This window comes from Bradyrhizobium vignae (assembly GCF_900324035.1).
GTDB lineage: Bacteria > Pseudomonadota > Alphaproteobacteria > Rhizobiales > Xanthobacteraceae > Bradyrhizobium > Bradyrhizobium vignae.
On the sequence record NZ_LS398110.1, the window covers coordinates 6,907,028 to 6,931,829 of the forward strand.

16 protein-coding genes and 6 pseudogenes are annotated in these 24,802 nt (G+C 58.7%); 11 read left to right on the plus strand and 11 right to left on the minus strand.

The annotated features are described in order from the left end of the window. Positions 1-342 precede the first annotated feature (342 nt). Together BRAD3257_RS33335 and BRAD3257_RS33340 are read right to left on the minus strand one after the other, a co-directional pair. Positions 343-1,119, minus strand: a complete 777-nt coding sequence (locus tag BRAD3257_RS33335; protein ID WP_160118909.1) for an IclR family transcriptional regulator — start codon at positions 1,117-1,119, stop codon at positions 343-345. A gap of 143 nt (positions 1,120-1,262) precedes the next feature. Then, positions 1,263-1,958 carry an aspartate/glutamate racemase family protein gene (locus BRAD3257_RS33340; protein ID WP_145987081.1) on the minus strand — a complete coding sequence of 232 codons (696 nt, stop codon included), beginning with the start codon at positions 1,956-1,958 and terminating at the stop codon, positions 1,263-1,265. A 390-nt stretch (positions 1,959-2,348) separates the two neighbouring features. On the opposite strand from BRAD3257_RS33340, the gene BRAD3257_RS39935 reads away from it, so the two are divergent. The 6 genes and pseudogenes from BRAD3257_RS39935 (at position 2,349) to BRAD3257_RS33360 (ending at position 7,434) form a co-directional block, all read left to right on the plus strand. Beyond that, positions 2,349-2,711, plus strand: coding sequence for a P-loop NTPase family protein (locus tag BRAD3257_RS39935; protein ID WP_160118910.1), 363 nt, complete (start codon positions 2,349-2,351; stop codon positions 2,709-2,711). Next, positions 2,684-3,973, plus strand: a complete 1,290-nt coding sequence (locus tag BRAD3257_RS42430; RefSeq protein WP_430648805.1) for an NAD(P)/FAD-dependent oxidoreductase — start codon at positions 2,684-2,686, stop codon at positions 3,971-3,973. Before BRAD3257_RS39935 ends, BRAD3257_RS42430 begins: the two co-directional genes overlap by 28 nt. A gap of 242 nt (positions 3,974-4,215) precedes the next feature. Next, positions 4,216-4,835: pseudogene (locus tag BRAD3257_RS41860) on the plus strand (MFS transporter). After that, positions 4,781-5,590 (plus strand): annotated as a pseudogene (locus BRAD3257_RS41865) (MFS transporter). The pseudogenes BRAD3257_RS41860 and BRAD3257_RS41865 overlap by 55 nt, the downstream one beginning before the upstream one ends. Further along, positions 5,529-6,014: pseudogene (gene istB, locus BRAD3257_RS33355) on the plus strand (IS21-like element helper ATPase IstB); the annotation flags it as partial. The pseudogenes BRAD3257_RS41865 and istB, both read left to right, overlap by 62 nt. Before the next feature lie 127 nt (positions 6,015-6,141). Beyond that, positions 6,142-7,434 (plus strand): annotated as a pseudogene (locus tag BRAD3257_RS33360) (IS701 family transposase). Positions 7,435-7,526: 92 nt separating this feature from the next. On the opposite strand, the gene BRAD3257_RS33365 reads toward BRAD3257_RS33360, so the two are convergent. Both BRAD3257_RS33365 and BRAD3257_RS33370 read right to left on the minus strand, forming a co-directional pair. Continuing rightward, entirely contained in the window at positions 7,527-9,170 is a 1,644-nt protein-coding gene (locus BRAD3257_RS33365; protein WP_122405359.1) for a GMC family oxidoreductase, read from the minus strand. A gap of 158 nt (positions 9,171-9,328) precedes the next feature. Further along, entirely contained in the window at positions 9,329-10,486 is a 1,158-nt protein-coding gene (locus BRAD3257_RS33370; RefSeq protein ID WP_122405360.1) for a M24 family metallopeptidase, read from the minus strand. A gap of 901 nt (positions 10,487-11,387) precedes the next feature. Here BRAD3257_RS33370 and BRAD3257_RS39500 point away from each other — a divergent pair. Both BRAD3257_RS39500 and BRAD3257_RS33375 read left to right on the plus strand, forming a co-directional pair. Continuing rightward, positions 11,388-11,612, plus strand: a complete 225-nt coding sequence (locus BRAD3257_RS39500; protein WP_145987082.1) for a transposase — start codon at positions 11,388-11,390, stop codon at positions 11,610-11,612. Positions 11,613-11,628: 16 nt separating this feature from the next. Beyond that, a complete protein-coding gene (locus BRAD3257_RS33375; protein WP_122405361.1) occupies positions 11,629-12,129 on the plus strand; it encodes a transposase in 501 nt (166 codons plus the stop codon). Between the two features lie 364 nt (positions 12,130-12,493). Here the strand turns inward: BRAD3257_RS33375 and BRAD3257_RS33380 are convergent, their stop codons facing one another. The 4 genes from BRAD3257_RS33380 to BRAD3257_RS33395 all read right to left on the minus strand — a co-directional run bounded on the left by BRAD3257_RS33380 (position 12,494) and on the right by BRAD3257_RS33395 (position 15,660). Then, on the minus strand, positions 12,494-13,252 hold the full coding sequence (locus tag BRAD3257_RS33380; RefSeq protein WP_122406889.1) for an amino acid ABC transporter ATP-binding protein: 759 nt from the start codon (positions 13,250-13,252) through the stop codon (positions 12,494-12,496). A gap of 100 nt (positions 13,253-13,352) precedes the next feature. Next, entirely contained in the window at positions 13,353-14,000 is a 648-nt protein-coding gene (locus BRAD3257_RS33385) for an amino acid ABC transporter permease (RefSeq protein ID WP_122405362.1), read from the minus strand. After that, on the minus strand, positions 13,997-14,716 hold the full coding sequence (locus BRAD3257_RS33390; RefSeq protein ID WP_160118912.1) for an amino acid ABC transporter permease: 720 nt from the start codon (positions 14,714-14,716) through the stop codon (positions 13,997-13,999). The genes BRAD3257_RS33385 and BRAD3257_RS33390 overlap by 4 nt, the downstream gene beginning before the upstream one ends. An 11-nt stretch (positions 14,717-14,727) precedes the next feature. Beyond that, on the minus strand, positions 14,728-15,660 hold the full coding sequence (locus tag BRAD3257_RS33395; protein ID WP_145987083.1) for a transporter substrate-binding domain-containing protein: 933 nt from the start codon (positions 15,658-15,660) through the stop codon (positions 14,728-14,730). A 396-nt stretch (positions 15,661-16,056) separates the two neighbouring features. On the opposite strand from BRAD3257_RS33395, the gene BRAD3257_RS42435 reads away from it, so the two are divergent. Then, on the plus strand, positions 16,057-16,629 hold the full coding sequence (locus BRAD3257_RS42435; protein WP_162500037.1) for a hypothetical protein: 573 nt from the start codon (positions 16,057-16,059) through the stop codon (positions 16,627-16,629). A 122-nt stretch (positions 16,630-16,751) separates the two neighbouring features. Next, a pseudogene (locus BRAD3257_RS33410) lies at positions 16,752-17,329 on the plus strand (transposase); the annotation flags it as partial. Between the two features lie 523 nt (positions 17,330-17,852). On the opposite strand, the gene BRAD3257_RS33420 reads toward BRAD3257_RS33410, so the two are convergent. Then, the gene (locus BRAD3257_RS33420) at positions 17,853-19,481 is read right to left on the minus strand and encodes a long-chain fatty acid--CoA ligase (RefSeq protein WP_197711519.1); all 1,629 of its coding nucleotides are present in this window, start codon (positions 19,479-19,481) and stop codon (positions 17,853-17,855) included. A 306-nt stretch (positions 19,482-19,787) separates the two neighbouring features. Continuing rightward, positions 19,788-20,169, minus strand: a pseudogene (locus BRAD3257_RS42095) (acetyl-CoA C-acyltransferase); the annotation flags it as partial. 976 nt (positions 20,170-21,145) lie between these two features. On the opposite strand from BRAD3257_RS42095, the gene BRAD3257_RS33435 reads away from it, so the two are divergent. Further along, the gene (locus tag BRAD3257_RS33435; protein WP_122405368.1) at positions 21,146-22,264 is read left to right on the plus strand and encodes an IS110 family RNA-guided transposase; all 1,119 of its coding nucleotides are present in this window, start codon (positions 21,146-21,148) and stop codon (positions 22,262-22,264) included. Between the two features lie 989 nt (positions 22,265-23,253). Here BRAD3257_RS33435 and ectB read toward each other — a convergent pair. Beyond that, entirely contained in the window at positions 23,254-24,525 is a 1,272-nt protein-coding gene (ectB, locus tag BRAD3257_RS33440) for a diaminobutyrate--2-oxoglutarate transaminase (protein ID WP_122405369.1), read from the minus strand. Between the last annotated feature and the right edge of the window lie 277 nt (positions 24,526-24,802).

Sequence of the window (24,802 nt, forward strand, 5' to 3'; positions counted from 1 at the left end):
ATCATCAGGCCATTGCCGACACTTGCCGCACCCCTGCAGATTCTCAAGCACGATCCGCAGCTTCTCATCCTCAGAGAGGCGTTTTTCGTCCACCCAGCTCGACCACATCAAGTCCCCGATTTGAGCACTGTCCTTATCTCCATAAGGACAATGCTCCGCGCCAACATATGTTGCCAGGGTGGCGTCTGGCGGCTCCCGCGGAGGTTTACCCGTTAGTGGATTGCGCCGCCGCCGCCAATACCGGCATCGTGGTGGGTTGATCGATAAGAGACTGCGCGAGCAAGCTGTCGGGATTCGAACGCGTTCACTCAAACGTCGAACTAGAGTGCTCCACTAAGCATCTCAATAGGCGCCCATCGTGAGCGAGATTTTGCGGGCCGCGGTGATTGCGACCGGCACGAGTTTTTCCCGAGCATCTTGGACCGTCATTCGAGCACGAGGAACGGAAAGACAGAGGCCACCCAGAACTGCATCTGAACCATCGACAATCGCCACGCCCACGGAAATATCGCCCTTAAAAAATTGTGATTGCGACAGGACGTATCCTTCTTTAGCGACTTTTTCTATGAGCCCGCGCATTTCCTTCGGACTACTGATTGCCTCATCCGTATATTTCTGGTACTTTGTGGTTCCGATCACATGATCTCGCTGCTTTGCTGGAAGGCGGGCGACAATCGCCCTACCCGCGGCACTATAAAGAGCAGGCATACGAAACCCGACCTGAATGTTCATTGTAACTAGCTGCTGACTAGGTATTCGTGAGACCAGTAGCACGTCGGTACCCTCCAGCACGTTTAGATTGACGGTTTCCCCTGTCTTCTCATGCGCCTCAACTAGAAAGGGCTGCGCACGCTCGATCAACCCATCACTGTAAGTATAAGCATAGGCGAACTCGAGTAGCCGAGGTGATAACGAATATTGCTTGGTATCTTCATGCTTTCGCAGTAGGCCGAGCTGATGAAGAGTGTAGAGAAAACGCTGGGCTGCACTTTTGTCCAACCCCGTCAGCTTCGTGATTGCCGCGTGCGTCAGTAGCGGTCGTTCGCGGCTGAACGAATTGAGCACCGTAATCGCTTTCTCAATTGAGTTCACAAACAGCGAATGGTCGCGGGCATCCACTGCCCGCTGGACCTTCGCCTTGGGCGCTGCCCTTGTAGTTCGTTTCAAAACTCTACGCGCGGACATTGGCGCAAAATTGCAGTGCCGCTACGGAAAGTCAACTCTAGCCCTTGCCCCGGATCTCTTACTAGCGACATTGCAGGCTACACTGGCGCGAAAACCGGCTTGTTAACTCCGTGCAGCGCAAAGCTAACGAGACTTAGAATGTCAAACACGGGTTTACCCGTCCTTCGCTGAATTGCCGGCCCAAACGGCGGCAAGTTGTGACACTCGCAGACAAACGCCTTGATATCGGGAAAGCGCTGTAACAACTGCTGCGAGGCACGCGCCACACTCGCTCCAATCCGTTCCATATCTAGTCGGCCAACGCCATTCAAGTAAGGATCCGCGAACTCCTTGTGATTTTGCAATCCAAGCACCGCTATGGGGACATCATTGGAAACATCTGCCAACTGAAGATAGGTCTTTGTGAGCGCTTCATCGTTTGCGGTAATGACGCCTACGCGGCCTCGCACCAGACGATACACAAGCGGAATTTGTAAAAGAGACGAAGCTACAAATGGGATCCGCAGCTGTTCCGCAATCGCCCTTTGCAGAGGAATCAGGAATCCGCACGTAGTCGTAACAACGTTTGCGCCTTGTTCTTGCAGTTCAAGAGCCCCCTTTAAATAGGGAGCCAGCAGGGCCGGATTTGGCGCGGGCAGCACCACATCGCTAGGGGTTAGACCTTGAGCAACGTGTAAGATGGTCCGGCAAGGATAGGAATCAACGCTACCTGCATCTCCCGCCGGACGACGGAAAGATCTTTCTGGGAGTACAATAACGCCAACCGTGATCATAATTACCCTTTCTGTTTACACAACTCAAATCGACGCCACGGCGCACCTAACATCCCGGTCGCTATGACGAACACACAGAGCCACGGTCGCTCCAACTCGACAACGCACCAGACCAAGACATGCCTGATCCGGTTGAGAAGCAGAAATTGCTATTCGATCGCGTCCTGAAACACTCACCTTGCATGCGCCATAATATCGTATTGCAATACATCACATTTGGACTAGATTATCCAATGACTTTTCGAAGAAGTTCGGGAAGTGCATGGAACCAACACAAGTACGCAAACTATGCATTTTCGTTGCCGTCGGCTCTGCAGTTTGCGAGCTAATTCAGAACTATGGACGGGTAGTCGCACTGGGCAATGTCGACCTGGCAGCCACCGAGAGTTTTTGACGCTATCGGATCAAGCGGATGCGGGAGACCACGTCACTCAACGTTGTCGCTGCGATGGTAACTCCAAGGAGTGGCGTCGAACTGAAATTCGCCGCGATCTGACTAACGTCGCCTCTGGTGAGCGGAACCTCGGCGCGATTTTCCAGAAATGTGCCGTACAGCTGCATCTGAGAGCTTTTGACGTCGCGTTTCCGCTTCGCTTTCGCATATTCGCCAAGGAAGATGTCGAGTCCGATGGGCTCGATTGCGGGATCCTGAGAGACTTCATGGAGCGCAAACCGCAGGGCCTGTCTGACGGCTTATGGGAGCGCGCCTCAATCAAACGTTGTCAATGGCAGCAACTTTTTCGGCGTTTTTGAACGTGAAGACAATCGACGTCCTTGTCGTGGGCGGCGGAGTCGTTGGGGTGACGGCAGCCTTGGCGCTTCAACAGCGCCGGCTAAAAGTCATACTGGTGGACCAGCAGTCTGTCGCGACGGGATGTAGTTTTGGCAATGCAGGCGTGATCGCGTCAAGCGCATTTCCTTTCAGCGCCCACTACCGTATGGCCAACCTTCCGGCGACGTTTTTGAAGCCGAGTTCACCTGCAGCCCTCAATTGGACCTCAGCCCCGCGGCTCTTACCGTGGGCCATTCAATACGCCAGGGCTACCCGACCAGACATTGTTCGGCGTGACACGAGCCTGCTTCATGAACTTTGCAGAGACGCACTTCACTCATACGAGCAGTTGCTAGGCATCGACCTACCGCCCATCAACAGATGCGGCTACTTGGCCGTCCATCTTACTCCTTCCGAACTTGGCGAAGCAACCCGCCTCAACTCAATTCGCACGTCGCTGGGCGGGGCTGTCCGAATGGTGTCTGGCCCGGATCTGGTCGAGCTTGAGCCTGCCATGGATCGCCTGATGGCCGGTGCTACGTTCTTCGAAGGCGCCGCTCACGTCACAGATCCAGCAGCATTCGTGACCAGCCTCGCGGACGTATTCGTGCAACGTGGTGGCCTCCTGCGGTACAATCGAATTCAGAGTCTGGAAAGCAAAGGAAATGGAGAGGTCGCTGTCAGAGGTACTCGCGAGCATTACTCGCCGCGGGCCGTGGTTCTCGCAACCGGCGTGCACACGAACCAACTTCTAGTGGGGTGCGGTCATCACATTCCGATTGCTGCCGAACGGGGGTACCACCTAGAGCTGGACATCGAGCCTGGATTCATTAGACGGCCAACTGCGCTACCGAGCCTAGGTGTGGTCCTTACACCTAGTCAACGTGGGCTCCGAATTGCTGGCATCAGCCACTTTGGTTCGCCAGGTTTGCGAGCGCGGCCCAAGCTGCTGTTATATGGCCTTAAACGTTTGCGTAGACTGCTTCCCATGCTTAGACCACGGCCCGGGTTCGAGCCATGGACTGGAGAGCGTCCGACTTCGCCTGACTCCCTGCCGATCGTCGAGCGGATCCCGGGACATCGTTCTATTTTCGTGTCCTGTGGTCACGGACACTTAGGACTGACGTTAGCTGCCGTTACAGCACGAGTCACTGCCGACATGGTCATGAGTATCTCGTCTGACTATTCGAATCAGCTCAGTTCACAGCGTTTCGGCTTGAGGAAGCGCGATGGTAACGGCTGAACAAGACATCGATGGCAATGATTATATGGATCGATGGGCGCGCGCAGCCTGCTTACTGAGTTGGAGAAGTCGTCAAACGACCTTGCTGCCGTCTAGAGCTCCCCACGCCTCACTGATACCACCCAGAACTGAGGAAACCAAATTCGGCGGGCGTTCATGCCAATTCGCGCAACCCCCAAACCACCGATGGCATCATCGCACCGCTTCGCCTTCCGACCTTCCGAGGCGTCTGGCTCGCAAGCCTGCTATCGAATCTCGGCATGCTGGTTCAGGGCGTCGGCGCGGCTTGGACGATGACCCAGATGACGTCGTCGGCCGACAACGTCGCGCTGGTGCAGACCGCACTGATGCTGCCGGTAATGCTGATCTCGATGCCGGCCGGTGCAATTGCCGACATGTATGACCGGCGTGTGGTGGCGCTGATCGCGCTCTTCATCGCGCTCGCCGGCGCGACTGCGCGACAACGCTCGCCTGGCTCGGCCTGATCACGCCAAACCTGTTGCTTCTGCTTTGCTTCGTCGGCAGCGGCATGGCGCTGTTGGGACCAGCCTGGCAATCATCGGTGAGCGAGCAGGTATCGTCGGAAACGCTGCCCGGGGCGGTCGCACTGAACGGGATCAGCTACAATATCGCCCGCAGCGTGGGCCCGGCCGTTGGCGGCCTCATTGTCGCGACCGCCGGCGCAGTGGCTGCATTCGTACTAAACGCGCTGCTCTTTCTGCCGCTGATTGTCACGCTGTTCCTTTGGAGACGAATGGTTAAACGGTTAAACCATCGCGCCTGCCTCCTGAAACGCTCGGCCGCGCGATGGTCTCCGGCGTACGCTATATCACCAATTCGCCATCAATTAAGATCGTGCTGACCCGTGCCATGATGATCGGCGGCGTCGGTGGCGCGATCATCGCGCTGATGCCGCTGGTCGCTCGCGATCTCCTTCATTGCGGCGCCCAGACCTATGGGATCATGCTTGCCGCCTTTGGTATGGGCGCGGTGATCGGCGCGATCAAGACCACCGGCGTGAGAAAACGCTTGACCGGCGAGGCCGCAACGCGCGCCTGCGCGCTGTGACGAGCGGGGCAATTGCTGGGGTCGCGCTAAGTCATGCAGCGCTGTTGACCGCGGCCGCGCTGGTCATGGCGGGGGGCCGCATGCATGATGGCGTGGACGCTGTGCAGCATTGCCGTGCAGCTATCGGCGCCGCGCTGGGTGGCAGGGCGCTCGTTCGCGGCGTACCAAGCTGCGGGATTAGGCGGGATTGCCATTGGAAGCTGGGGCTGGGGTCATCTGACCGATGCCGCTGGTGTCGAAACGGCGCTTTTGACCTCGGCCGCCTTGGCGCTCTTCTCGTCGGTATTAGGGCTCTGGTTGCCCATGCCACGGACCGACGCCCGCGGCGAGGACGCCGAGGTGCTGGCCGATCCCGAGGTGCGACTGGCGCTGACGGGGTGTAGCGGGGCCTTGGTAGTGGAGATCGAATACCACATCGCGCCGGAGAACGCGAGGGCGTTCCACAATCTGATGCAGGAAGTGCAGCTCTGTCGCAAGTGCAACGGCGCCTCTGCTGCTTGGGCCGCCTGGCGTTGGCAAGACGCACCTGGCGGTCGCGCTGGGGCGTGAAGCGATCCTGGCTGGGCATTCCGTGCAGTTCGTCGCAGCCACGACGGTCGTTGCGCAACTCGCCAAAGGACACAGCGAAGGCAGGCTTGACGAGCGGCTCGCGCAATTTGCCAAGCCAAAGCTCCTGATCATCGACGAACTCGGCTATCTGCCCTTTGAGCCCAATGCCGCACATCTCTTCTTCCAGCTCGTCAGCCGCCGTTACGAGAGAGGCGCGATCCTGCTCACCAGCAACCGCAGCGTCGGCGAGTGGGGCTCAGTCTTCGGCGACCCTGTGGTCGCCACCGCGATCCTTGATCGCCTGTTACACCACAGTCACGTGATCACAATCCGCGGCGACAGCTACCGCTTGAAAGAAAAGCGTCGTAGCGGGCTTTTGCAGAAGGCCGCCGCGCCAGAAGCTAAATCGGAGAAAAAGCCGTGAAGCAAGCCGCTCGCTCGCTACGGCGCTATGGGGGCGCGCTCCGCGAGCGGCTTGCCACATCCACCAAAACAACAAGGGGGTCACTTCTTCACGTCGCTACGGGGTTAAATCCGGACGTCGCTTGACAATGATTCATGGGTGGTCGGCTCTTGGAGGGCTGACCATGCCGGGATGGGAAGACGAACTCGAACGCTGGCTGATGCCGTTCTTGGACCGACTGGGTCATAAAACCCGGCAGCGGATGTGTCCTCTGTATGTTGCGGGATTGATCGGTCCCGGCGATCGTAAGAGCGTTCAGCCGATGGCGGAACGCCTTGCCACCAGCACCTACGACCAGTTGCACCATTTCATTGCGGACGGTGTCTGGGACGCGACGCCGCTGGAGACAGAGTTGCTCAACCAGGCGGACCGACTTGTCGGCGGCAGGGATGCGGTGCTGGTTATTGATGACACCTCACTTCCCAAGAAGGGTGAGCGCTCGGTCGGTGTTGCGGCTCAATACGCCTCGGCTCTCGGTAAAACGGCAAATTGCCAAACACTGGTGTCTTTGACGCTTGCGAGCGGCGAAGTACCCGTGATGGTCGCGTTACGTCTCTTTCTGCCTGACAGTTGGATAAGCGACGAATCTCGTTTGAAGCGCGCTCGCGTGCCAGTCGAACATCGAACGCCACGGTCCAAGCCGGAGATTGCTTTGGCCGAGATTGACCGCGCGATAGCAGCCAACGTGCGCTTTGGATATGTGCTGGCGGATGCAGGATACGGCCTCAGCGCACCGTTTCGACAAGGGCTAACAGAGCGCGGGCTGGTCTGGGCTGTCGGCATCCCGCGGCACCTGAAAGTGTATCCGGTCGATGTGAAGCTCATTTGGCCGATTACCAAAGCCCGCGGCAAACCACGAAAGCACCACGTGCCCGATATCTTATCAATTGCGGCCGAGCAAATGCTGGCCGGCGCCAAATGGAAAACCGTGAGTTGGCGTAGCGGGACGAAAGGTCGGCTTAAAGCCCAATTTGCTGCGGTCCGTGTCCGGACCGCCGACGGCCCTCCGCAGCGGATATGGGATAAAGGTCAGCAGCATCTCCCAGGCGACGAAGCCTGGCTCATTGGCGAGCAACGTGCGTCCGGGGAGAAGAAATACTATCTGGCCAATCTTCCGGCGGCGACGGATCTGCGCACGCTGGCCGCCACCATCAAGGCACGGTAGATTTGTGAGCAGGCGCATCAGCAGTTGAAGGAGGAACTTGGACTTGATCACTTCGAAGGGCGATCATGGCAAGGTCTTCATCGCCACGCCCTGATGACAATGATTGCCTACGCCTTCCTGCAACATCGTCGCCTCGCATACGCGGGGCGGAAAAAAAAGAATCTACGGGCCTCCGCCTCAGCCAACCATGCCAGCCGTACGTCACGCCATCGTTGATCTCATCCTTCGGCCGCCGTCTCAGCATTGCCCATATTGCCGAAGGCAAATCCGTGAAAAACAGCGGCGAAAACACAATCTGCCAAGTAGTGCTAGACCCCAGTGGATAGCGCGCGCCCAGGGGAGGTCTGCTTCAGGCATTCGTTGGCATCTTCCTTGATGATGTCGGCGCCCTTCTCAGCCACCATGATCGTGGGCGCATAGGTGTTGCCTGATGGCACCGTCGGCATGATCGAGGCATCGATCACGCGCAGGCCAGCAAGGCCATGCACGGTCAGCCTGTCGTCGACCACTGCCATGGGGTCGTGGCCCATCTTGCAAGTGCCAACAAAGTGGTAGAATCCTACCCCGGCGCGGCGCGCGTAGTCGAGCCATTCATCATAGCTTTGTACCTTGTCGCCCGGCCGGATTTCAAAGGCCATGTGTTTAGCAATGGCTGGGTGCTGCATAATCTTGCGCGCGATCTGCATCCCGGCTACTGCACTATCGCGGTCGGTCTGCGTCGAAAGGAAATTTGGCCGGATAGCTGGCTCGCTGCCGGACGCCGGTGACTTGATATGGATTGAGCCGCGCGAATCGGGGCGGCACCGGTACATCGAGACCGTCATGCCGGGCTGCCTGTCAAGGCGCCCAGGCCGTGCCGGGTCGTAACTTCCAGGGCCCATAAAAAACTGCAGGTCGGGTGCCTCGAGGTTCTGGAGCGTGCGTACGAAACCGAAGACTGGGCCCGCTGTCCGCGTGAGCAAGCCGGTGCCCCTGACATAGTATCGCGCGATCTCGCGCAGAAGCCGCAGGCCCCGTGCCTGATCGTTGAACGTGATCGGCTCGTTGACGCGCCAGATCAGGCCGTGTGCGAAGTGATTGCCAAAGTTTTCGCCAACCCCGCTGAGTTCGTGACGGACCTCGATGCCGAGCCTCTTGAGGAGCCCAGGCTGGCCAATGCCGGAACGTTCCAGCAAGCCCGGCGACTGGAGTGCGCCGCACGAGACGATAACCTCGCGGCCGCAGCGCGCCTTGCGCTTCTCTCCGTGCACTGTATAGGCGACGCCGACCGCACGCCGCCCCTCGAGCAAGACCTGGTCCACAAACGCATCGGTCTCGATGCGCAGGTTGGGTCGGCTGCGCGCCGGATCCAGGAAGGCACGAACGGCTGACCAGCGCTTACTGTTCTTGGTTGTCACCTGATAGTAGCCGAAGCCGTCCGGCCGTCCGTTATTGTAATCCTTGTTCCGCGGAAAGCCGGTGGCTTCGGCCGCATCGATGAAGGCATCGCAAAGCACATGGCGCTCGTCGATGTCACGCACATTGAGGAGTCCCCCTTTGCCGCGCGACTCGTCACCCGCCCCCTCGTAGTGCTCCGACTTCTTGAAATAGGGCAGCACGTCCTCGTAGCACCAGCCGCGATTGCCAAGCTGGCTCCAGGTGTTGTAATCGAGCGGCTGACCGCGCACATAAAGCATACCATTGATCGAGCTGCTGCCGCCAAGCACGCGACCGCTCGGGTTCGGCAGGCGCCGACCAGCGACACTGTCGTCCGCCTCCATCTCGTAATTCCAGTTGAACTTCTTGTGGTTCAGGAGCTTGGTGTAGCCTGCGGGGATGTCGATCCAAATTGACTTATCGGGCGGTCCCGCCTCGAGCAGCAAGATCTTGACGTTTGTCTCCTCGCTTAGGCGACTGGCGAGCACGCAGCCAGCCGAGCCACCGCCCACAATGATGTAGTCCCAGCCAGACATGGCCTGTAATTGCTCCTTCATCCATTGGCAGCGGATCCGCAAAACTCCGCGACGTCAGACACTGGTCGATCTATGACCGGCCAGGTGGCGAGGGCGACGGCAATGCATGCTCGTCACGGGAGCGGTCCGAGCCCTCCCCAGCAAGGACTCCCGTTCCGTCACATTTCAATCGATTCGCCAATGATCGGAATCTCGCGAGGAGCAAATCCCAGAGTCAGCAAGCGCGGGCCTTGCTCGGTTATGACGAACAGGTCTTCAAGGTGATACATTGCACCATCGGAATCCGTAACCATCGGTTCGATGTTGAAAACCATACCCGCTTCCAGCTTTGTCTTTTCGCCGGGCCGAATCATCGGGAGCTCATGATTTTCAATACCGAAGCTATGACCGACCCACACCATATTGAAGTTTAGCCCGAGTTTCCCGGCCTGCTCCCTGCAGAAGAAATAGGGGTCCTCCGCCGCCATGCCCGGACGTATCCTGTTGATGACCGACGTGTGTAGATCCCACAGTTTTCGGTATGTTTCGCGCTGCAGCGGCGTGGGCTCACCCGTTGAATAAGTCCGTGCGAAGTCGCTCCCCCACGCACCGTACTTTCCGCCGACGTCGAATCGAATGATCTCACCCTTCATGGGCATCCGATCAGTAGCGTACGGATGATTGTAGGAGGTGCGAGGGCCACTTGCAAAAAACAAGAAGGTTAATTCATCAGCTCCTTTGAGAATGCCGTCGGTGATTCGACTCGCCATGACCCGCTCAGTATCACCTGGCTTACTAGCGATCATAGCATCAAGCACCGCTCTATGCGTCTGCTTAGTGATCTTCTCGAGTAGTTCGATTTCACGCGGTAACTTGACTGCGCGAATTGAGGCAATGTCCTTGCTTGTATCAACGAACTTGATATCGCGCAGCCTGCTCGCGAGACGCGCGAGCGTCCCCGCCGGCAGATAGTTGAGATCTATACCAATCGTGCCGTTATTCTTCGCGATATCTATGAGCACGTCTGCGAGCGCGTCTGCTGGGTCATTCATAAACTCGGTATAGGTACGAACGTTTTTGATCCAGCTCTCCTCAACTATCTGCTTTCGCTCAGTTGTAGCGACCAAGACGACGGGATCTCCCGCTGCAGGTAGGATAACGAAAGCCTGACGCCTTAGCCTCAAGACTGACATTAGGCAGACGCAGCTCACGTAGATGAAATTTCCAGGGCTCGTCGCTACAACTGCCTCAATATCGAGTTCACGTGCTAAGCTTCGAAGAGCTGAAATGTTAGGCAGTGGAGCCGCTGCCCTAGATTCTAAGAACGTTTCGTTCATTTCTTAACTCTCTGCGCGCGGACGCGCTCGGAACGTTGAGCGAGAAATCGTCTCTAATTCGAGATCGGCCCCTGTTCACTGCCGCCTATCATGTTCGCATTCTTTGCACACCTACAGCTCCTGGTGGGTTGGCCGCTCCGCCTTAAGACGGCAATATTGAAGGACGATTCGATGGATTTCGAGTAACTTGTTGCATTACCCTCGGGGCCGCTCACAGCTACACAGGCTAATCGCAGTGCTTCTGACCTGCTACCGAGCCTTCTATCCGGCCGCGGTTAGAGCCTCTCAGGTCTACGCCCAACCTCGATGTAAGGCCCAAACGAGACATTTCAACAATGCGATCCTCGATTCGGAGGAAAGAAAGGAAACAGCGCTTCCGCTCTAGTTGCAGCGCTGCAATGGCACGGAACGTGGTCTACGAGCTTTGGTAATTTGGATACCTACGCGTCTGCACGCTTGAGCGGCAACTTGCGTTCTCGATCTCCGAGTCGATCTGACGCGCTCCCAAAACGTAGGCTCGAGCACGCATGCCTTTCTCGTTCTCCACGGTTTGGGCCAGCTCTGCGCGCAGTCAGGCATCTGCACTGTATCCGATCGGGTGCCGCGAAGCCGCAATGATGGGGTGGACGGCCCCCGACGGCATCGGTGTGGCAGACTGGCGATGTTGACCCGAACCAGACAAGGGAACCCTCCATGAGGAAGATTAGCAGGATTGCTTTGGATTTTGATGCGTCGAGACGGGTTGTGGTGCGCCGCCAGCTCCGGCGCAAAGATGTGGAGACGTTTGTCTCCGCGCTTCCGCCCTGCACGGTTGGCATGGAGGCGTGCGGCAGCGCTCATCATTGGGCTCGGGTGATCGGCCCGGTACGGGCATCAGGTGAGGCTGATTCCGCCGAGCTACATGAAGCCCTATGTCAAGCGCAACAAGAACGACAGCCGGGACGCGGAGGCGATTTGCGAAGCGCTCGGACGCCCGACGATGCGGTTTGTTGCGGTGAAGAGTGCCGAGCAGCAGGCGACGCTGACTGTTCATGCGTGCGTTGCTGGTCAAGCAACGCACCATGATCGCCAAACGCGCTATGGGTGCTTTGAGCAAGATCGGCATCGTGGCGGCTTAGGGTGTTAAGGGACTGAACGAGCTGATGGCTAAGCTCGAGGTGGAGAACGGCGACGTCCCGAACCCATGCGCGGTGCGCTGCTGGCTCTGGCCAAGCACTGGCTGGCGCTCGATCAGGACGAGCGCTGGCTCGAGCGGCAGATCGAAGGCCGCCGGCGTCGATCGCGATGCGCGCCGGCTGATGGAAGTGCCCTGTGTCGGCCCGATGATCACCAGCACGGCTCTGGCCAAGATGGCAGACCTGAAGCTGTTCCGCTCAGGCCAGGATTTTGCTGCCTGGATCGGCCTCATTGGCAAAGATCACGGCGGCAGCAAGCACCGTCCAGCGCGGATCTCGAAGCAGGGCGACCGCATGCTGCGGACGCTGCTGATCAATGGAGCCAGCGCCTATCTGCGGCATCAGCGGAACCGCGGCGTCAGCGATCCATGGCCGCGCGCGCTGCTGGCGCGCCGCCTCTATAAGGTCGTGATGGCCGCGCTCGCCGCCAAGACGGCGCGCATCATTTGGGCCATGCTGGAAGAGTGAAGCATATCGAGAGCGCGAGAGCACGGCGGCTGCTGCTTAACTGGGGGGACAGCCGCCGTGCTCGCGCTGCCGCTTCAATCGGAAGCGCAATAAATGGTGTCATGGCAATAGTCAGGAAACCGGGATCGAAACACTCCGACACGTCATGGCGCGTCACAGCGCGCCGCAATGATTGGAATTAGGTCCACGGTCTCCATCAGGGTCCGCGGTCAATGGCCGCTCCTCGAGGCCGTATACATGACCGCTCCCGAGCGGGGCTGTCGCACGAACTCCAAGCCAAAGCCCATGTCCGCGCCTCCGTCAAAAACGATAGGTTTCATTTCGCTTTCGCGTCATTCAAGTGATGTACGCACATAGCCAATGATCAGTGGTTCAACACGGACTGTAGAAACTCTCGCGTGCGCTCGGATTCGGGATTGGAGAAGATCTTATCGGGCGGACCCTGCTCGATAATGCGGCCCGCGTCGAAGACAGCAATGCGATCGGAGATCTCGCGCGCGAAGCGAATCTCATGTGTGACGATCAGCAGCGTCACTTTGCTCTCGTGCGCTATATTGCGAACCACATCGAGAACTTCTCTGGCGAGTTCAGGGTCCAGCGCCGAGGTGATCTCGTCGAGCAGGAGTATCTCAGGTTTCAAGATCAGCGCTCGCGCGATCGCGATGCGTTGTTGCTGTCCCCCAGAAAGCTGGGCGGGATACGCATGCACTTTGCTGTCTAGACCCACCATACGGAGGTATTCTACCGCACTCTTCTCAGCATGCTCTCTGGAATTCTTCAATACGGTCATTGGCGCCAAGATCAGGTTCTGCATCACGGTCAGATGCGGAAACAAATTGAATTGCTGGAACACCATGCCGCACCGGCGGCGGATTCGCGCCTCCTGGGCGCTCAAGAGCGGCTTACCGGCCGTATCGAAGAGAATGCTCTCGCCGAAAATTCTAATGTCGCCACTGGAGGGCTTCTCAAGAGTCATCGCCAGACGCAGCACCGTCGTCTTTCCTGAACCGCTCGGGCCGATCAGCGTGACTTTCTCCCCGGAGTGTACTTGCAGGTCGAGATCGGCCAGCACGCGATGAGCGCCGAAAGATTTAGAGACCTGTTCGAATTCGATAGCCCACATCGCCTGCTGCGGTTTGGATGCGGATGGATCTGCTTCTATTCCGTCCAAAACTCCGGCGGTCCTCCGCGTGAAGAGTTCTGCATGATCAAATCCCATGCTGCTAGACCTGCATGTCCTTGAATCGGGAAAGGAGATAAAGGAACGGCATATTCATGCCTAAATAGATGAGACCTGCTAGGGTGAAGGGCTCGAGGTAGCGGAAGCTCTCATAGCCGACCACGTTAGCCTGGCCCATAAGCACCGGTACCCCGATCGCAAAAAGCACCGCCGTTTCCCGAAACATGCCCAGCACGTAATTGAGAAGGGCTGGGACGGAGCGCTTGACCATCAACGGAACGAGCACACATTGCCATCTAGTATAGGGGCTTAAATGGAGCGCCACACATGCATCGCGCAGTTCGGACGAGATCGTGATCAGGCTGCCTCGGTATACCTCTGAGCAATACGCGGAGTAGACGATGCCTAGTACGCCGATCCCAATGGGTATTGCCGGAAGAGTAATTCCCACCTGCGGTAGGGCATAGAACACGAAATACAGTATCACGAGGCTGGGCACTCCCCGGAAGAGTTCGAGCCAAAAACGCACGAAACTGCGCGTGAGCCTGATACTTACACTCTCCAGGATCGCAAGCAGCAAGCCAACAGTGAGTGCAATCGCCGAGCTCGCGAGCGTCACCAGAACGGTGTAACAGACTCCTTCCAAGAGGCTCGGCAGGATCTTCAGGACAAAGCCCCAGTCCCACGTCATTGGACGGTTCCTGCAGCGGCATCCGCTTCAGCAGCGGCCTGCACCGATAGGCGCTCAGCTCGCGCCACACGGTTTAGTGGCAGAACCTGCTCAAGCGCGCTAAACGCAGCGCCGCAAAGGACGGTCAGGATCCAGTAAAGGGCGGCAAGGAGACCAAAGACGATGACCGTATCGTACGTCTGCCCACGAATGTAGTTCGCAACGTAGAGCAGATCCTGCACACCGATGAAGCTCACGATCGCGGTCCATTTGATCATGCTCCTCGTCAGGCTGCCGAAAGCTGGCACAATCTGCGAGAGCGCTAGCGGCAGGATCACCTTCATGAAACTCTGCAGTTTGCTCAGCCCGAGAGCATGGCAGGCATCCGTTTGCCCGCGAGGTACGGCTTCAATACCAGCGCGGACGATTTCGGCGCCGTACGCGGCTCCATCGAACGCCAGCACGAGAATCGCCGCCGTGAGGGGAGGCAAACGCGGCATCCCCGGCAGCAGCGGCAGCGCATAGAACACCCAGAACAGCAGCACCAGAGCCGACGGAGCGCGAATGAGTTCGACGAAGAGCATCGATGCAATTCGTATCGCCGGGGTCTTGGAGAGCCTCAGCGCGCCGAGGACCACCGCGCCGAGTGCGGCACCGAGGAAAATGCACACCGATACCCACGCGGTGACCCAAAAGCCGAGCGTCAATGCAAGCCAGTACTCTGCAACGGCCCTCAAGTGGCTGCTCCTTACTTGCAGCTTGGCACGACGTCACCAGCCTTGCTGAATTTAGCAAGCAACTGGGCCATCGTATTTCCGTTCGTAATACCGTACCTCTCATAGAGCTTCTGCAGCGTTCCGTTCCTGATCAACATGTTGAGCTGAGCATTGAATGAATCGCGGAAAGCGCCGTCTTCCTTGCGAAACGCGAGACCCGACCCAAATACAGGCGACTGTTTATCGACGATCACCGCGACACCTTTCTGCTCCGGATCAGGGATGCTGAATTGACCAACGACAAACGCGTCCACCCGAGCGCCGATGACTGCCGCAACGCCAGCCTGATTGTCTGGTACTGTCATCATTTGGCTGGCTTTAACCCCCTGCTCCTTTGCGTAGTTGTTGTAGGCGGATTCGCCCGGTAGTACCGCGACCTTCATATCGGGGCGACGCGCGACGTCCGCCAGGCTCGTGAGATGCTTCGGATTTCCAGGCGGTACGTAAAGCCCGGCCTGACTCGCGTAATAGGGCGTTGAAAGCAACGCGACTTTGCAGCGTTCTTCGGTGATGTTGAGGCCACCGCCGAGGTAGTCAAACTGGTGCGCTAACAGTCCAGGGACCATGGCGTCCCATGCGGCGAGCACCGGCGTAAGCGCCGGCAGCCCCATGGCTTTGAGCGCCATGTTCTGCAGATCTATCGATGACCCCATCACCTCCCCGCTGGGCGACACGACGATGTATGGGGGGAGCGAGGCCACCGCAACCTTGACTCTGCCCGCTTTGCGGATCGAGGTCAGAACAGGGCTCTCCGTTTGTGCAAACGTCGGGAACAAATACCCGGTTAACGTGAACAGCAGGACCAGCAACAAGAGTCTTGGCGTCACTCGCATTAGGCTTGGTTCCCTTTTTTCTGCGACTGAAATCATTTCTGCCTTCAATGCTAGCAAACGATCTTTTCTCACGGGATCATTCGCCTATGAAATCAATATGCACAACCCGCCAATTCTGCCAGTCGCTGGCTTCTTGTAGGTTGATCGCGCCGCTGGCTGCTCTTCATGCCGCCGCAGGGGAACAGGTTTGCGCTAGCGGCCACCGATCTCTGGCTCATGAGAATGCGGTCAGCTGGCATCTCACCGGAATGACACGCATGTTACTCGTTTTTGAAGAGCATAGATGTTGTCTCAGGTGTAACCGGTATGAGCTCCCACGTCCGCGGTGATCAGCGTGTGCGTGGGTAGCGGATAGCATCCAATATTGGCGCAAGGCCTCAACCGCCGCAGGGATCTCGGCGTAGGCGTTACGGCCCCCTCGCGGTGATCCGAGCGGGGGATGTGCCGCAGGATGGGCAGCAGCAGGCCATGATTGACGTTCCGGCGTCCAGCAACGGCGCTCACGCCGACAGCCTGAGCCGCATCGGCATAGAAGCCCTGCCACCACGGGCGCGGATCGATATCGACATTGACTTCGCACCAGTGCATAGCCTTGAACCGATCGAGCGCGGTCGAGAGCGTGTTGCTGATGTCGTTGTGGCGCAGCACGACGGCCGATATCGCGGCGAACTCCGGGTGCCGCCATGGTTGAAGGCGTCGGCATCGATCGCTAGTATCGGGCAGATTCAGTCGAGCAGACTCATCGACACCGGTCCGGCTACGATCGCGGCGGCGGCATACCCGTCGAACATGGGAATGCTGGTGGGGGCAGGATTCCGATCGACGCGAGCCTGGAGCCATCGCTCGAGCTCCGCAAGCGGCATCGCGGCTGACGCCATCGACGATGCTGCTTTATGGCGAGGCGTGCCGGGACATTGGGATGGAGACCTCATTCTGGGCCTTGGCAGCTCGGCAATCGGCACATTGGTCGATCGCACGACCCGCTTCACGATGCTGCTGCATCTCCGCACCTTGCAGGGCACAGCGAAGCGCCGCGTATGAAGAACGAGCCTGCACTGGTGGGACATGGGCTGGACGCCGTGCGTGATGCGAGTACGCGTGACCTTGCCCCTTTTGGCTTAATCCGGTTTGAAGTTCGTTCTGGCCCAGACTAGGACCAGAGGATGAAGCGCAACCGCTTTTCGGAAGAGCAGATCATCGGGATTTTGAAGGAGCACGAGGCCGGCGTGTCGGTCGCCGATCTATGCCGCAAGCATGGCGTCAGCGACGCCAGCATCTTTAAATGGAAGGCCAAGTTTCGGCGGGGTGGAGGGCTCTGAGGCTAAGCGGCTGAAGTCGCTGGAGGATGAGAACACGCGGCTGAAGCGGCTTTTGGCCGACGCGATGCTGGACAATGCGGCATTGAAGGACCTCCTGGGAAAGAAGTGGTGACGCCCGTGGGGAAGCGGAAAGCTGTCGCTCATCTCGGGGATACCTATGGGATGAGCGAACGGCGGGCGTGTAAAGCCATCGGCTGCTGCCGCATGACCGTAAGATACAAGGCGACCCGGGCGGACGATTCTGGCCTTCGCCAGCGCATGAGGCGCTCGCCCAGGAGCGCCGCCGGTTCGGCTATCGACGCCTGCACGTTCTGCTCCAGCGGGAGGGCTACGTGGTCAACCACAAGAAGCTGTTCCGGCTTTATCGGGAAGAGAGGCTCGCGGTGCGCCGTCGTGGCGGCCGAAAGCGAGCTGTCGGGACCTGCGGGGGCCGCAGCCGTCAAGGCTCGACCGAGAAAGACCCTGGGCTGGAAAACGCCGGCAGTAGCGCTTGACGAGTTCTCGCCGTGAGTGAACATAGTCGGTGTTGCGACGACCGCTTGAATCCGCCCAGTACGCTTCACACGAATATCGCGTGGCCCTTGCGGTCGCCAGCGTGACCGCATCGATGAGACGCAAGGCCGACTGCTACGACAATGCTCCGATGGAGAGCTTCTTCCACCCCCTCAAAACCGAGCTCGTTCATCATCGGCAGTATCGGACCCGCACTGGACCGGCGCGACATCTTCGCCTTCATCGAGGGCTTCTACAGCCGAACCCGCCTACTTTCCGCCATCGGATATATCCCTCCGATCGAGATGGAGCTAAAAGCCGCTTAAACTCGTCCACTTTGTTGGGGGAAGATCAGTATAGATCATCTTATCCCCTTAGCTGGAGTCAGAAAATCCAAGCCTTCGCCATCGGGCGTCCGCTCAAGAAATTTGTTTGGAGCGCTCTGCGTATCCCTCACCCTGGGAAGCGTTCCCGCAGTTTCACTTTTGAGAACTTGCCAGTGGATGCTCGCGGTACTGCTTCGATGAACTCGTAGCGATCGGGCAATTGCCACTTCGCGATGTTACGCGCCAGCAGATACTGATCGAACTCCTTCGTGTCCACCTGCTTGCCGGGCCTGAGCACCACACAAGCTAGCGGTCTCTCGTTCCATTTCTCGTCGGGGATCGCGATCACCGCGGCTTCGGCGACTGCCGGATGCTCCATTAGCGCAGTCTCGAGGTCCGCCGAACTGATCCACTCGCCTCCCGATTTGATGAGGTCTTTGGTCCGGTCGGTGATACGCACGAAGCCGAGCGGGTCGACCGAGGCAACGTCTCCCGTGCGTAGCCAGCCGTCCCCGGTAAACTTGTCGTCGGTTATGGGTAGCTCATGGTAGGATCCCGTGATGAAGGGTCCCCGTACCTGGATCTCACCGACGCTCTTCCCGTCCCACGGCTGCTCGCCTCCCTCTCCCCAAAGTCGCAGATCCACAAGCGGCGCGGGTACGCCGGCCATGGCAGCGCGCCGGTACTTCTCGTCGGCACCGGCGGCGCGCAATTCGGCCCGAACATACGATCTGGTACAAACCGGTGAAGTCTCGGTCATGCCCCATCCTTGATCCAACCTTACGCCGCGCTCGTCGTAAGCGCGGATCAGAGACTCGGGCACCGCAGCGCCGCCTGTCATTGCGTGCATAGCCTTCGGCAACTTCCATCGACCCCCGTCAGGTGAGGCTTCGGACTGGGCTGCGACGAATGTCTGCATTAACGTCATCCAGATCGTCGGTACACCGACGGCCAACGTGGGCGGTTCGAGCTGCATCAGATCGAGAAGGTCATCGGCGTGCAAATGCGGCCCAGGGAACACGAGCTTCGCGCCCAGGTTCACTGCGCCGTAAGGAATTCCCCAGGCGTTCACGTGGAACATCGGCGTGATTGGCAACACAACGTCCGTGCTACGCAGCCCCCAGAAATCGCCGAGGCTCGCGACGAGCGTATGCAGGATCGTCGAACGGTGGGAATACACGACGCCTTTCGAGCGGCCTGTCGTGCCAGACGTGTAGCACATCCCGACTGGATCGGCTTCATTGTGCGCGGCGTACTCGAAACCATCAGGATCCGCGCGCTCGAGCAGCGCATCGTAGTTGTGCATTTCGGCCGGGACCGGCGCGCCGGAGAATGGAAACACGATCACGTGTTCGAAGTGATGCAAGTGCGCGAACTGCTTGTACAAGGGCAGCAGGACGTCATCGACGATCAGGAAGCGATCGTTGGCGTTGCCCGCGATCCAGCCAATCTCGCCGGGCGCCAGGCGCAGGTTGAGCGTATGCATCACCCCGCCCGCCGCGGGGATGCCGAAGTAGCACTCCAGGTGAGCATGGTGGTTCCAGCACAGCGTCGCGACGCGGTCACCTTTCTCCAGACCAAGCCCCCGCAGCGCCGACGCGAGCGAGCGCGTGCGTCGGTAGAAGTCGCCATACGTGTGGCGGCGAAGGCTCTTGTCGGGCATGCGCGAGACGATCTCGTTTCCGGCAAAGATTTTTCCTGCGCGCTCCAGCAGGTGGTTGAGCGAGAGCGGCACATTCATCATGGTGCTTTGCAATGTCTGTCTCCCTTCTGGTCAACCAAACTGCGGTCATACGACACGTTAGACGCTATGCCCCGCGCGCCGCTGCCCGAGCGACCATCGGAGGCGCGAGCCCATCGCGCCTTCAACCCAGGCACTCAGCTGAGGGAATCGGCGACATTGCGCACATTGGTGCTGGCGTGGCAGAAGCGGCTCGCATTGCTGCTGATTATACGATCGCGAGGATGCTCCCGCTACTATCTCCTTTCGGAGTGATCGCTGGAGGTCCTGCACGCATTCGAACCAGCTAGGCCCAGGTCTTGAAATTCCATATCGAGCGCCTCAAGCGATCTCGAACAAGCCGGCAGCCCCCATGCCGCCTGCGACGCAATCGCTACCACGACATACTTCGCGCCGCGGCGCTTGCCCTCGAGGAGGGCATGGCCCGCGAGTCGCGCCCCGGTCATGCTGTAAGGATAGCCGATTGAGATGCTTCCTCCATGGACATTGTAAATGGCGGGGTCGATCCCGAGATGGTCCGGCTGTAAAGAGCTTGGCAAGCAAAAGCCCTCATCGGACCAATCCCCATCACACCCGGCGACCGCGATGCCGCGGTAGATTTCGAGCGGCTGTATGCCTCGCTTCGGGCGAGCGATCGCTCCATCACAACGCAGGTTGAGGCCCCGTCGGAAAGCAGGCTTGCGTTCCCGGGCGTGACAACTCCCCCATGTTAAGTCCTTGCTGGATTGACGGCAGGAAGACGGCGCCCGGGTCAGCAAAAGGTGCTGACGCCGCCGTCACTTCGATTTTGATGAAGGCGTCCGGGTGAGCAGGCTCTTCACTGGGATGGTATCGACTACTGACTGATAGTGGCCAAACAGCTCCGCCGCACGGCCGCCGGGTCCGCGTAGCGATGGATGCCCTCGGGCCGCACGTACTCGACGATCCTGGCCACATCGCCGTATCGAGGCCACCGCCTTCCAGGATGCTTGCACCTTAGCGTCGCGTGTATCTGTTCAACCATTCCGCCATGCGCCTGGTTGCTGGCTGAACGCGGAAGCCGTATGGCCGGACAGATACGTCCCACCGACAATTTTGGCCCTAGGAAGAAGGAGTAGTATTTGTAGTCATACCAATGGAAGCGGTCCGGGTGTATGGGCGTATTCGTCATAGGATCGCCCAACTTCTCTCTGCTGTCGGCGAAGCCGGCACTCAGTAGCTTCGGGGGAGTCCGCGAGAGCATTGGCCGCATCGCGCAAGGACTCAGCTAGCTAGCTGGGCGTAATGATGTGTTGCAGAGGGCCGTCATGCCGACGGAGTGCAGAACCACTCGCTCTCAATCGGAGAGCAATTAAACCGGCCCCTGAAAACGAGCCGTCCGTGAGCAGGCTCTGCTTCGTTTCGCCTGCACTGAAATCCATTACGGCTGCCGCGAGCAGGAATTCCTCCGCGCCTTCTCGCGTCGCAGGTGGTAATTCGGGGCTCGTCCGGGCGAGAGCGGAAAAGCGATGGCACCCCGTCCATTCTTTGCGCAAACACCACCTCCTCTCTGCCTGCAGGCCTGTGTCCCGTCATGACCGTGATCCTGCGATCATGCTAGACTGTATGTCCCTCCACAAAATGAGGCGACTCCACCCTCGATGTTGCGACGAGGGTTGCCTGGATGGACCAGGCAGAGCCTCAAACTAGGAGGGCGAGTCGTGGATCATCATACCGATGCCTTCGTCGGAATCGATACATCAAAATCGCGCAATGCAATAGCCATTGCCGATGGCGGCCGTGGCGGCGAGGTCCGATATCTCGGGGAGTTTTCTGCCACGGAGGCAGCGACCCGAAAGCTGGTGGCAAAGCTTGCAGCGAAATGCTGTCATTTGACGTTTTGCTACGAAGCAGGGCCGACAGGATATGGCCTCTACAGACTGCTCAAGAGCCTCGGCCATGACTGCCTGGTGGTGGCCCCCTCGCTCGTTCCGAAGAAGGCCGGCGATCGAGTGAAGACGAACCGGCGCGATGCGGTAAGCCTCGCCAAGCTGTTGCGCGCGGGCGAGCTCACCGCGGTGTGGGTGCCGGACGAGCGCCATGAGGCTATGCGCGATCTCTCGCGCGCCCGTCAGGCAGTGAAGAAGGACCTCCAGGGCAAGCGTCAACAGATCTCGTCATTGATGCTGCGGCTGGGACGCATCTATCCGGGCAAGACAACGTGGGGACCAGCCCACATGAGATGGCTGATGTCGCAGAAGCTCGAGCATCGCGAGCAGCGCATCGCATTCGAAGAGTTACTTGAGGGGATACGCCAGGAAAGTGAGCGGATGGAGCGTTTGGAAGATGCCATCCGCGAGGTGGTACCCGAGTGGTCGCTTGCCGAGGTTGTCGCGGCTCTGCAGGCGATGCGGGGGATTGATCTCATTGCGGCTGTGGGGGTGCTGGCCGAGATCGGTGATCTCTCCCGCTTTCAAAATCCGCGCGAGCTGATGGGCTATCTGGGTCTGGTGCCCACGGAAAACTCGACTGGCGACAAGGTCAAGCGCGGCGGCATCACCAAAGCCGGTAATGGGCGGGCGCGACGTATTCTTGTGGAGGCGGCCTGGAGCTATCGATATCCGCCGCGCGTGAGCCGAGACAAGCAGCCTAAGGTGGAGGCCGCGCCGAGAGGCGCGCGAGAGATTGCATGGAAAGCGCAAACCAGATTGTGCGGACGCTTCCGCTTGCTCGAGCGGAAGGGCAAGCGGCGAACCGTAATCGTCACGGCGATTGCCCGCGAGCTATCCGCCTTCATTTGGGCAATCAATCGCGAGCTCATGCCGCCTCGACAGGCGTAACGTCGTTGGGGGCTGTGGACCGCTCGAGTCGTGAGGTGCGCTCGACCGGCCCACAGCCCCTTTGTTGCAATCAGGATCAGGGCTAGTCGCAGACATCAATCGTGCAGAGGTGAAGGTGGGACCACGGCAGGGGAAATCCTGAAACCCATTATGTGGCCGATCATCCGATCGACGCCCGACGCTAGACCAGGGACAGCCCCAGACGAAAAAACGGAAATGCGGTATCCAACCCGCGCATCAGAGCCTGTTCACCGACGTCTTTGGGTCCCGCCTTCTCCTCTGCACGATCCATCGGCGCAAGAACTTCACGATGAGTCCTCGTGGAGATAGGAAACCGTGCGCTGTGTGCTTGTGACTGGGGACATCAGAACGGGATGTCAGTCCCAAAGATGAGGCCGTCCAGGGCGGCGAGTCGGCGCAAGTGATGGCTGGAATCGCCGAACAGCGTGTCGATCATGGTGACGCGCTTGAAATAGTGCCCTGCGGTACTCCATCGTCATGCCGCCGCCGCCATGGAGCCGGATCGACTCACAGCCGATCGTCTTTGCCGACTGGCCGATCTGCGCCTCCGCCGCTGACATCGCCCGCTCCCGCGCGGTCTGTTCATTTGCATGATCGTCGCGTACATGGCCATGGAGCCCGATTGCTCCAGCCTGACGAACAGTTTTGGGGATTAAAGACAGTTCGGCAAAGTTGCTGCGCGAAATGGCATACAACGAACAGCCTGCAGAGCCGCAACCTCTTTTCCCGTCGAGGCAGAGGAGGGCCAAGATCGATAGGAAGTCCTGAAAGGTCAAAACTGTCGAAAGCCTGATAACTATTCTGACAGGCTGTTGTCACATCTTTGCAGAAGCAGGCGATTTGCAGGGAACCCGCCAGTTATCTTATTGCTGCACTTTACCTCTTTGTGAGGGTTGCATCGACGGCGCGGACGCCAACTCCGGCGGGTGGCATGCTCCCCAATCCCTTCACTACCTGAGGAACACTCACTAGTTGGCTAAGTCTGACCTGGTCTCCCTCAGCGCTTCCGCCAAAGACACTTCGAATATGTCAATGCCCTGGTTAAGCGTCTCAAGATCGATCGTGAGCGCAGGCAAGAACTTGATGACCTGATCAGTGGGTCCGCATCGCTCGAGCATCACCCCCTTCTCGAAGGCCTTTCGGATCGTGGCCTCCGCTATTTCGGCCCTTTGGCAATCAAATCCAAAGGCCATGCCCCGTCCTCGAACAGAAAAGCTGCCTGCATGCGGAGATGCAATAGCCTCAAGACGGCTCCGAACAAATTCTCCCATACGCTGCACTTCCTCCGCGAATGTTGCGCTGCGCCAATAATTGTTGATGGCTGAGGTGGCAGATACAAGCGCAAGGTTGTTTCCCCGGAACGTGCCCGTGTGTTCTCCGGGCCGCCACGCATCGCGCTCCTCCTTGATCAACAACATCGATAGTGGCAGGCCATACCCGCTTAGTGATTTCGACATGACGACGAGATCCGGCGAAAGCCCTGCGAACTCAAAGCTGAAAAACTCGCCGGTGCGACCGCACCCCATCTGGACATCATCAACTATGAAGAGCGCACCAGCATCTCTCGCTATGGCCTGAACCGACTGTAACCATTTCTTGCCAGCCACATTCACTCCCCCTTCTCCCTGCACGGTCTCAACCAGAATGGCAGCCGGAGCATCGACACCACTGCTCTCGTCCAGCAGCATTGTGCGCAGGTAGTCAGCCGTATTAAAGGCTGGTCCAAAATAGCCATCATAGGGCATGAAGATCGCGCCGGTCAAAGACACGCCGCTGGCCCTGCGATAAAAACGGTTGCCGGTGGCGGCCATCGCCCCCAGACTCATGCCGTGATATCCACGCGTGAATGAAATCACGTTTTTACGTCCCGTGATCTTGCGCGAAAGCTTTAAGGCCGCCTCGACCGCATTGGCACCCGTTGGTCCCGTGAACTGGAAACGGTAGCGCAAGCCCCGTTCGCGAAGTATGGCAGAATTAAAGGTCTCCATAAATTCGAGCTTCGCAGGAGTGGCCATGTCAAGCCCGTGGACGACTGCATCGGACGCCAGATACTCGGTGATGGCAGCTTTGATCAGGTGATTGTTATGACCGTAGTTCAGAGCACCTGCACCGGAGAGAAAGTCGATGACCTTCCTGCCATCGTCCGTCAGCATGACGGATCCGCGCGCCCGGCTGAAAATAGCTGGTAACGACAATGGGTATGAGCGCACATTCGATTCCAGGGCTTCGAAAGCCCGCATGCCACATGGCTCGCCAATCGCTACACCCAAGATCGCCTCCGCAAAAGGTAGTTCGTGACAAGCACGCTCCCGCGGCTTTCGCGAGCTGCGGACATAGCGCAGCCGAACGCGTGCACGTCTGGAAAGACTGATGTTGCGCGAAACGTGTTTCCCGGAACGGGGCCACTCAGATATATGAGCCGCGGGAACAACAAACCTGCCAATACTGGTAGTTGATGGTGCTTCAGAATCCTCAATTGTGTCCTGCACATAAGCGCGCGGAGGCGCTCCGTAAAAT